The 9,675-nt window shown below is 29.5% G+C and carries 9 protein-coding genes and 1 pseudogene; 1 reads left to right on the top strand and 9 read right to left on the bottom strand.

All coding sequences use genetic code 11. The features are described 5' to 3' along the window. The 9 genes and pseudogenes from Q0V08_RS03450 to rlmF form a co-directional block, all read right to left on the bottom strand. Positions 1 to 256, bottom strand: a 256-nt coding sequence (locus tag Q0V08_RS03450) for a hypothetical protein (RefSeq protein WP_297432099.1), incomplete at its 3' end; no start/stop codon positions are given. Positions 257 to 462: 206 nt separating this feature from the next. Further along, a complete protein-coding gene (locus Q0V08_RS03445; protein WP_297432097.1) occupies positions 463 to 969 on the bottom strand; it encodes a C-GCAxxG-C-C family (seleno)protein in 507 nt (168 codons plus the stop codon). A gap of 32 nt (positions 970 to 1,001) precedes the next feature. Further along, complete coding sequence (locus tag Q0V08_RS03440) at positions 1,002 to 1,655, bottom strand: class I SAM-dependent methyltransferase (protein ID WP_297432095.1); 654 nt, start codon at positions 1,653 to 1,655, stop codon at positions 1,002 to 1,004. 139 nt (positions 1,656 to 1,794) lie between these two features. Then, positions 1,795 to 3,432: an FAD-dependent oxidoreductase gene (locus tag Q0V08_RS03435; RefSeq protein WP_297432093.1), complete on the bottom strand. Its 1,638-nt coding sequence runs from the start codon at positions 3,430 to 3,432 to the stop codon at positions 1,795 to 1,797. Between the two features lie 73 nt (positions 3,433 to 3,505). Continuing rightward, a complete protein-coding gene (gene ahpC, locus Q0V08_RS03430) occupies positions 3,506 to 4,069 on the bottom strand; it encodes an alkyl hydroperoxide reductase subunit C (protein WP_023050769.1) in 564 nt (187 codons plus the stop codon). 184 nt (positions 4,070 to 4,253) lie between these two features. Beyond that, positions 4,254 to 4,817 carry a rubrerythrin gene (gene rbr, locus Q0V08_RS03425; RefSeq protein WP_257164206.1) on the bottom strand — a complete coding sequence of 188 codons (564 nt, stop codon included), beginning with the start codon at positions 4,815 to 4,817 and terminating at the stop codon, positions 4,254 to 4,256. A 15-nt stretch (positions 4,818 to 4,832) separates the two neighbouring features. Beyond that, positions 4,833 to 6,299, bottom strand: a pseudogene (locus Q0V08_RS03420) ([FeFe] hydrogenase, group A); the annotation flags it as partial. Between the two features lie 12 nt (positions 6,300 to 6,311). Then, on the bottom strand, positions 6,312 to 6,854 hold the full coding sequence (rbr, locus tag Q0V08_RS03415; protein WP_257164203.1) for a rubrerythrin: 543 nt from the start codon (positions 6,852 to 6,854) through the stop codon (positions 6,312 to 6,314). 216 nt (positions 6,855 to 7,070) lie between these two features. Continuing rightward, positions 7,071 to 7,961, bottom strand: a complete 891-nt coding sequence (gene rlmF / locus Q0V08_RS03410; RefSeq protein WP_257164204.1) for a 23S rRNA (adenine(1618)-N(6))-methyltransferase RlmF — start codon at positions 7,959 to 7,961, stop codon at positions 7,071 to 7,073. Between the two features lie 289 nt (positions 7,962 to 8,250). Here rlmF and Q0V08_RS03405 point away from each other — a divergent pair, with 289 nt between their 5' ends. Next, entirely contained in the window at positions 8,251 to 9,615 is a 1,365-nt protein-coding gene (locus tag Q0V08_RS03405) for a sodium:alanine symporter family protein (RefSeq protein WP_297432088.1), read from the top strand. The last annotated feature ends 60 nt before the right edge of the window (positions 9,616 to 9,675 follow it).

Here is a 9,675-nt window from a genome sequence, read left to right as displayed (position 1 = left end):
CTATTGGTGAATCCTCTTCCCCTCTTCTGCAGTTTTGTTCACAAGGATGAGCACAAATTCTTCCTAGTGTTCCTGGTAAAAATAGTTTTTCTCTAATAACTTTGATTGCTTCTTGTCCATTTTCTTCACCGATTAATTTAACATATTTTTTTACATCAGTGTTCATCGGACAATTACTTTTACAGGCAGCTTCTGAATCGCCCATACAGTTTTCAACAATATCCTTCATTTTTAAAACGATATTTTCATTTAACATCTAACAAATTCCTCCAAAAAATTTAGTCTACTAGTATTCTAGCTTTAAATATAATTTATGTCAATATTTATATTTTCAATTGAAATCTTTTGTTAAAAAAATAACTTTTTTCGAGCATTTTTTTATCGTAATTTTTTGTTCATTAATAATTTTTTTTGAACTAAAAAAGTGAAGGATAATCATTTTAAATAATTATCCTTCACATCTTATTTTTCTTTATATCCTAATTCTCTTGCTAAAATTTTTGCTGTTATCTCTGTTAACTCTCCTGTTATCTCAATACAATGATTAATATGTTCCTTTGTTCCTAAATCCATCCCACGAGTTAAAACTTTGCAACAACAAACTTTTCTTTTTTCTGTAAACTTTGTTTGAAGTTCTTTTGTTAACTCCATACTTTTTTTAACCTCTGGCCCTCCAGCCTCTCCTCTTCCAAAAAACATTCCAATTGCCATTACTCCACCATTTACAGCTCCACATGTACATCCATTACCCATTCCAACTGGAAACCCTGATGCTAATTTAATAACCTCATCCCCGTAAGGAGCTTCAAATGAATCTTTTAAAACTTTTAAAACTGCTTCTGAACAATAAAAGTCTCTATTTCTATAATACTCCTCAGCTTTTTTTCTCAAAGCTTGTATATCTACTTCGTTATTTTCAATTTTAACAATTTCATCTTTTCTAAATTTTCTAAAAATTCTATGCAACATAATATTCTACTATCTCCTTTTTAAATTATAATTCAATTTAAATTATAACTCTTTTTTAAAAAAATACAATAAATATATTTTCTAGTATCTCCCCAAGGCATTTTATAATTATATTCTAAGGTTTCTTTTAAACTAAATGAATCTTCAAAAAAACATTCTAGCTCTTTAACGTCTTGCTTATTAACTAACAATCCATTACATTTCTCAGCTTCGTTCTCTTTAGAAAAACATGATAGAATAAAAATCCCTTCATTTACAAGAAATTTTTTTACATTGTCCTTATAATTTTTTCTCAATGAATCATCAAAAAGAAAATGAAATACAGCTCTATCATGCCATATTTTTCCCTTTTTATCAAATTTTAGATTCTCAGTCAAATCAGCTACTTTTAAATTTATTTCTACATCCAATTCACTATACTTTAAATTTTTCTTTTGAAAAGCTATAGCCTCAGAGCTTAAATCTATCCCCTCTATATCTTTAAATTCATTTTCAATAAGAGATTGTAGAAGTGTGCTTTCTCCACATCCTGCATCTAAAATTTTTTCATTTTTATTTAAGGCATATTTTTTTATTAACGATAACGATGGTTCAGGAACAGCCTCATACCATCCTAATTCCTCTCTTAAATTTTCTTTATATGCTTCATCCCAGATCTCTTTAATTTCATTTTTTATATTTTTCACTTTTCTATTCTCCCATGTTATTTTTTTCTGATATGAATATATAATAAGAAATTACTTTTGTCAAATTGCAACAATTTTAATTTTGATTGAAAAATAAAAAAATTAGGTAATACTTTAAAATTACCTAATCTCTTTATTTTTATTTTGTTATTTTCTCAATAATCTCTTCAATAGATTGCTTTCCAAAAGAGATATCCTTATCATCTATAATCAAAGCTGGAACTCCCATAATATTATATTTGTTTTTTAGTTCTGGGAATGCAAATATATCTATCATTTCAGCTTGAACATTTGAGTTTTCAATAGCTAATCTTTGTGCTCCTGTAACTACCTCAGGACAAAGTGAACAAGAAAGTGAAACTGCAATTTTAAGTTTTACTTTTTTATCTATACTTTGAATTTTTCCCTTTAATTCTTCATTTAATTCTTGTCCTGGCCCAGCTATATTATATAAAGCTAAGATAAAAGAGTTTAACTCATGACCACTTGGTAATCCTGAAAACTTAACTCCTCTAAAGTTATCATTAGAATCTAAAATTGCAATTGTTGGAGAGCAATCTAATTCTATTTTTTTCTCTAGCTCTGGATTTTCATCTTTTTTATAAATTTCTAAAGATAATTTATCAGAAATATCACAAATCTCAGTTAGAAACTCTCTGATATTTATTGAAAGGTCATTATCATTTAATATCGATACTATTTTTATATTGTTTTGGAATCTTTCAAAGATACCTTTCAGCTGAGAAACTATTCCTTCATCTAAAAACTTAGATTTAGAATCTTCATTAGAAACATCTGAAGTTTTTGGATGTTCCTTTTCCTCTTTTTTAATTCCTAGAACTTCTCTTTTCTCTTCAACAACTTTTTCTAAAACTGTTGCAGCTAAAGCTCCATCAGCAACTGCTGTAACAACTTGTCTCAATCTCTTTGGTCTAATATCTCCAACAGCATAAACATCTTTAACATTTGTTTGTAAATCCCCATCAGTTATAATATACCCTTGAGAATCTAAATTTATATGATTTTTAAATAGATCACTTTGTGGTTTATATCCAATGAAAACAAAAACACCAAAAGATTCGTTGTCTGGAGCATTATATTCCCAAGTAGTATTTGTAAGATTATCTTTAAAAATAGCTTTTCTAAGTTTAGTATCTCCAGTTACCTCAATAATTTGAGAGTTAAATTTTACCTCAATCTTTGGATGCTTTAAAACTTTTTCAGCTATCGACTTAGCACATGTAAACTCAGGCTCTCTAGCTATTATTGTAACTTTTCTAGCGAACTTAGTTAAAAATATAGCTTCCTCAGCAGCAGCAAATCCCGCTCCAATAACGAAAACATCAAGACCAGTGAAAAACTCACCATCACAAGTAGCACAATATGCAACTCCTCTACCTGTATATTCAATCTCTCCAGGGAATCCTAATTTTCTTGGATTTGCTCCAGTAGCAATAACTACACTTAAAGCTTTATAAGTTCCAGAAGTTGTTTCAATCTCTTTAATTTCATCTTTAAAATCCATATTCGTAACTTCTGATTTTAAAAATTCAACACCAAATCCAAGAGCTTGCTCTTTCATCTGCTCTCCCAAATGATGACCAGAAATCTCTTTAATCCCTGGGTAATTTACAACTTCAGAAGTAGTAGTTATCTGTCCTCCAACTTCAGACTTTTCTATGATAAGAACATCCATCTGAGCTCTACCAGCATATATTCCAGCTGATAATCCTGCAGGACCTCCACCGATAACAATTAAATCATATATTTTATCCATAGTTCACCTCTTAATTTTAAGTATATATGTTATTAAAAATTGAAAGGCACCTTATAGTGCCTTTCAAAAGAGTTTAAATTTTTCCAACTAGATCTAAAGATGGTTTTAAAGTTTCTGAACCTGGTTTCCATTTTGCAGGACAAACCTCTCCACCGTGCTCAGCTACAAATTGAGCAGCTTGAACTTTTCTTAAAAGTTCTGCAGCATCTCTTCCAATTCCTAAATCATGAATTTCATATGCTACGATTTTTCCCTCAGGATTTATAACAAAACTTCCTCTTAATGCTAATCCCTCTTCAGGAATTAAAACACCAAACATTTCTGATATTTTTCTTGTAGGATCTGCTACCATAGGGTATTGTATTTTCTTTATAGTATCAGAAGTGTCATGCCATGCTTTATGAACAAAGTGAGTATCAGTTGAAACTGAATAAATTTCACAGTTAATCTCTTTAAATTTAGCATAGTTGTCAGCTAAATCTCCTAACTCTGTAGGACAAACAAAAGTGAAATCTGCTGGATAAAAGAAGAAAACTGACCATTTCCCTTTTATAGACTCATTAGTAACTTCAACAAAGTTGTTGTTGTGATAAGCTTGTGCTTTAAACTCTCCGATATTTTTTCCAATTAATGACATGTGATAACCTCCTATATATTTATAATTATTTTTGTTTTGTAACGATTACAAATTAATAATACTACACTTTTTTAGTATTGTCAATATTTTATTTAAAAATATTTTGATAATTAAAATATAATCTAGAATAAGTATTCAATATAGACTATTACTTTCCTTTTTTATTTTCTATTTTAATATAATTCTAATAATTTTCTGATCTTACTTCAAAGAAACTTTGCGAATAAGAACATACTTCACAACTCTCAGGAGCTTTTTTACCCATAACTAAATGCCCACAGTTTATACACTCCCACATAGTTTCATCTGCTTTTTCAAAAACTTCTTTCATTTGTACATTATTTAAAAGTTTACGGTATCTTTCCTCATGAGCTTTTTCTATTTTAGCTACAGCTCTAAACTTTTTAGCAAGATCATAGAATCCTTCTGCTTCTGCTTCTTCAGCAAATTTACTATACATATCTGTCCACTCATAATTTTCACCCTCAGCTGCGTGAAGTAAATTTTCACTTGTATCTCCAAGCATTCCCAACTCTTTAAACCATAACTTAGAGTGCTCTCTTTCGTTATCAGCAGTTTTTATAAATAGGTGATGAATCTGTTCATATCCCTCTGTTTTTGCCACCTCTGAATAGAATGTATATTTATTTCTAGCTAAAGATTCACCTGCTAAAGCATCTAATAAATTTTTCTCAGTTTTAGTACCTGCATATTTATTAGTAGATCCTTCAACTTTTTTCTCCTCTATTTTTTCAAAAACACTTGCTGGTTGCTTACAAAGTGGACAAATAAATCCCTCTGTTAACTCACCTTCATGTATATATCCACAAACTGTACATCTATATTTTTCCATTTTCTTTCCTCCTAGTTCTTCACTTCTATCATAATAATTAGTATGTAACATTTTTTCTGCTAACTCACTTAAAGGTTCCTTATAGAAATCTTTATATAACTCAATAATCTCTGGATTTTCATGACTAAGTCTAAGTTTTAATTCAGAATCTCTTTTATATAAACCTTCAATCCTCTTTTCTCTTAGCTTATCACCTTTTAGCATTGTACCTTTTGGTTGTCCTCCACCGCCGATACATCCACCTGGGCAAGTCATAACCTCAATAAAGTGATATTCCTTATCTAAATTTTTAATATTTTCTATGAATTTTGTTGCATTAGCTGTTCCAAAAATTACAGCCACATTTATATTTAATCCTTCAATATTTAAAGAAGCCTCTTTCACTCCTTCCATTCCACGAATCTCTTTAAGATTATAAAGTTCTGATGGCGGTTGTTTTTTAGTTAAGTATGCGTATGCTGTTCTTAAAGCTGCCTCCATAACTCCACCTGTATTTGCAAATATAACTCCTGCTCCTGAAGCCTCTCCCATAAATTTATCATAATCAGCATCAGGTAAAATTTGAAAATCTATTCCTTCCTCTTTTGCCCAAAGAGCTAGTTCTCTCGTTGTTATAACAAAATCCATATCTCTTAAGTTTTCTATTTCATTATAATGAGCAGAGTCATTCATTTCATCTCTTTTGATTTCAAATTTTTTAGCTGTACATGGTGTTACAGCAACATTTATTATTTTTCTAGGATCAATTTCCATTTTTTTAGCAAAATATGTTTTTATAGTTGGTCCTTGCATTCCAATTGGACTTTTTGCTGTAGATATATGTGGTAAAATTTCAGGATGAAAAATCTCAGCATATTTTACCCAAGCTGGACAACAACTTGTAAATTGTGGTAACGGTTTATCATTTTTAGTTATTCTATTTAAAAGTTCACTAGCCTCTTCTACAATTGTTAAATCTGCTGCAAAATTTGTATCAAGAACATAACTTGCACCTAACTTTTTTAACAGTGCTACCATTTTTCCTTGAACAAAACTTCCATCATCCATTTGAAACTCTTCACCTAAAGCAACTCTAACTCCAGGAGAAGTTGAGAATATAACTATATTCTCTTTATTTTTAATTAATGATTTTAACTTTTTATAATCATAAACCTCTGTAATACTCGATGTTGGACAAACATTAGCACACTGCCCACACTCTATGCAAACAGCCAAATCATTGGTTTTATTCAAAGAATAATTATTATTTACGCCTATATAAGTATTGCAAACCTCTTTACATTGACCACATTTTATACAAAGTTTTTCATCTCTAACTATAGAGTAACTATCCTCATTGATAGCTACTCTAATATTTTGTGATAGATGCTTACTCATAACTGCCTCCCCTTAAAAATTTTTAGGTTGTAACATAAAGTAAGCCTTTGGATGCTTACAAACTGGACATAACTCTGGAGCTGAATCTCCTGTGTGTATATGACCACAGTTCATACACTCCCACTCTTTTACTTCCTCTCTTTTAAATACTTTTCCTGATTCTATATTTTCTAGAAGCTGTTTATATCTAGCTTCGTGTTGTTTTTCTATTTTTCCAACCTCTTCAAAAAGAATAGCTATATCCTCTAGCCCCTCTTCTCTAGCTTCTTTAGCAAAAGTTGCATACATATCTGTCCACTCATAGTTTTCACCTTCAGCAGCATCTTTTAAATTTTCAATAGTAGAAGCTACTGTTCCTCCATGAAGAAGTTTAAACCAAATTTTCGCATGTTCCTGCTCATTGTGTGCTGTCTCTTCAAATAGTTTAGCTACTTGAACATACCCTTCTTTTTTAGCTTTACTTGCGTAGTAAGAGTACTTGTTTCTTGCCATCGACTCCCCTGCAAAAGCTTCTAATAAATTCTTTTCTGTTTTTGTTCCTTTAATGTTGTTCATTGTGCCCTCCTGTTCTAAAAACTATATTTTTATAGTTTTATAAATTTGTAATTATTACAAACTTGATATGAGTATACACCTTTAATTTTAAATTTGCAAGCTATTTTTTCAAAAAATAAAAGAGAAAAATAGCTCTCTACTCACACTATCTTTCTCTTTTCATTTGTATTATCTTTCTTTTTTATTAAATTATTATATTATTTTGTTTAAAAAATTTTATTTTTGGTTAAAAGTCCAAGCTAAAACTCTACTTATTTTCTGTCCTTGGCTCATCTCTAAAACTTTACATTTAGCTCCTAACTTTTCAAGAACCTTTATTGTTGGTTTTATATTTTCTTTATTTGAAATTAAAGATGTAAAATAATATACTTGCGAAGCAAAATTCGCACTTTCTTTAGCCATTTTTTTAAGAAATAAACGCTCTCCTCCTGGACACCACAATTCAGCTTTTTGTCCTCCAAAGTTCAATCCTTTTTGAATATTTTTATTTCCCTTATTTAAATTATTCACTTTTCTTTGATTAGCTTTTAAAGCATCCTCTAAAGACGAATGAAATGGAGGATTGCACATAGTTAAATCAAATTTATCATTTTTTTCAATAACTCCTACAAAAATATGATTTCTATCTTTTTGAAGCTTTAGCTTTACTTTATTTTTTAATTTTTCATTTGAATCTATTATTTTTTGAGCATTTTCAATAGATTTAGGATCTATATCTGAAGCTGTATAGTTCCAATCAAAAGTTTGACTTCCTATAATAGGATAGATACAGTTTGCTCCAGTTCCTATATCCAATACATTTATATTTTTCTTTTTAGTTAACAATTCTGCTATATAGTGAATGTAGTCAGCTCTTCCAGGTATTGGTGGACATAAAAATCCAGCAGGAATATCCCAGTTATCAATATTATAATATGTTTTTAATAATGCTTTATTTAAACATACTACAGCTTGATTATCACTAAAATCTATAGTCTCTTCTCCAATGGGATTTTTTATAATAAATGATTTTAATTCAGGTAGTTTATCAACTAAAACTTTAAAATCATATCTTCCTTTGTGGGGATTATTTGGATGTAATTCTCCTTTTTTTACTTCTTTTTTCAATAGAAACACTCCTTAATCTTAACTTTTAATTTTATTCTTATATTTTATCATTAAATCTTAAGTTTGTTAATACTTTGAGTTTTTTGTGAAGAAAAAAGTCATTTTTTTTAAGTTTATAAAAACAAGTACGAACAACTTTTAAGTTAAAAATATACTATCTCTCCTTATAAATATATATATTTTATAGAAAATACCGAACAAAAAAATTAAAACATTGTTATCTACAAAGGGATTTATAATAATGATAAACTATACATATTAAAGAAAAAAGTAACAAAGGAGAAGTTTTATGAATTTAATTACAAAATTAGTTGATTCTGTTAATGGAATAATCTGGAGCAATAATATACTTGTAGCTCTTTTAATTGGAACAGCTATATATTTTACTTTAAAAACAAACTTTATGCAGTTTAGACTTTTTAAACATATGTTTAAATCTGTTTGGAATAAAGAGGATGATGGAAATGGTGTTAGTTCTTTTGAAAGCTTTTGTTTAGGAACAGCGTGTAGAATTGGTGCTGGAAATATAGCTGGTGTTGTTGCTGCTATTTCAGTTGGAGGTCCAGGATCTATATTTTGGATGTGGCTTGTTGCTCTTTTAGGATGCTCTACTTCATTTATTGAGTCTACTCTTTCTGTAATTTATAGAAAAAAAGATCCAAGTGGAGAGTTTGAAGGTGGTACTCCTTGGATATTAGAGAAAAAACTTAATAAAAGATGGATTGGTGTATTTTATGCAATAGCTTCAATAATTTGCTATATTGGTGCAATCCAAGTTATGTCTAACTCAGTAACTGAATCTTTTGAAAGTGCTTTTCATATTAATAAATTTCTTCTTGCAGGATTACTTTCTGTAGCTGTAGGTTTAACTATCTTTGGAAAACGTAATAAAATCATTAACGTTTTAAATAAAATAGTTCCTTTCATGGCTTTATTATATATTGGAGTTGTACTTATAGTTATACTAAAAAATGCAACTTTAGTACCTCTTGTAATAAAAAATATTTTTTATCAAGCTTTTGGTGGAGAACAGATTATAGGTGGAGCTCTTGGTGGAATAATTATGCAAGGAGTTAAAAGAGGTTTATTCTCTAATGAGGCTGGAACAGGAAATTCAAACTATGCAGCTGCAATAGCTGACGTTAAACATCCTGCAAAACAAGGGTTAGTTCAGGCTTTTGGAGTTTTTGTAGATACTATTGTAATTTGTACTGCAACAGCATTAGTTGTGCTTTTAGCTGGAGATCAAGGTGATTTAAGTGGTATGGTATTATTCCAAGAATCACTAAAAAGTCATATAGGTTGGATTGGAATTCCTTTTACATCAATCACAATCTTCCTTTTCTCTTTTAGTACGATATTAGGAGTAACATTCTTTGGAAGAAACGCTTTAAGTTTCATCAGTAAAAACTCTATTTTAAATATCAGTTATAAAATCCTTATAATTGTTATGGTATTCCAAGGTGGAATTCAGGAAAATCAAACAGTTTGGGCACTAGCAGATTTAGGATTAGGGTTAATGGCAATAATTAACATTGGATGTATTCTTCCTATTTCAAAGGATGCTATTGATTCTTTAAAAGATTACGAAGAGAAGTTTTTAAAAAAAGGAAAACAAAAAAATATTTTACAAAACTTAGCTGAAGAAAACTAAAAAACTTAGCAAAACAAAAGAGACTGAATTAATCAACAGTCTCTTTTTTATTTCTGTTTA

It is taken from the genome of uncultured Cetobacterium sp., from assembly GCF_947038635.1.
In the GTDB taxonomy this organism is placed as follows: Bacteria; Fusobacteriota; Fusobacteriia; order Fusobacteriales; family Fusobacteriaceae; genus Cetobacterium_A.
This window is presented reverse-complemented; position numbering and strand designations above follow the sequence as displayed.

What these genes read in the sequence shown, in the direction of transcription:
- Q0V08_RS03405 (WP_297432088.1), top strand. Translation starts at nt 8,251, where the DNA reads ATGAATTTAATTACAAAATTAGTTGATTCTGTTAATGGAATAATCTGG.
- ahpC (WP_023050769.1), bottom strand. Translation starts at nt 4,069, where the DNA reads ATGTCATTAATTGGAAAAAATATCGGAGAGTTTAAAGCACAAGCTTAT.
- rbr (WP_257164203.1), bottom strand. Translation starts at nt 6,854, where the DNA reads ATGAACAACATTAAAGGAACAAAAACAGAAAAGAATTTATTAGAAGCT.
- Q0V08_RS03445 (WP_297432097.1), bottom strand. Translation starts at nt 969, where the DNA reads ATGTTGCATAGAATTTTTAGAAAATTTAGAAAAGATGAAATTGTTAAA.
- Q0V08_RS03435 (WP_297432093.1), bottom strand. Translation starts at nt 3,432, where the DNA reads ATGGATAAAATATATGATTTAATTGTTATCGGTGGAGGTCCTGCAGGA.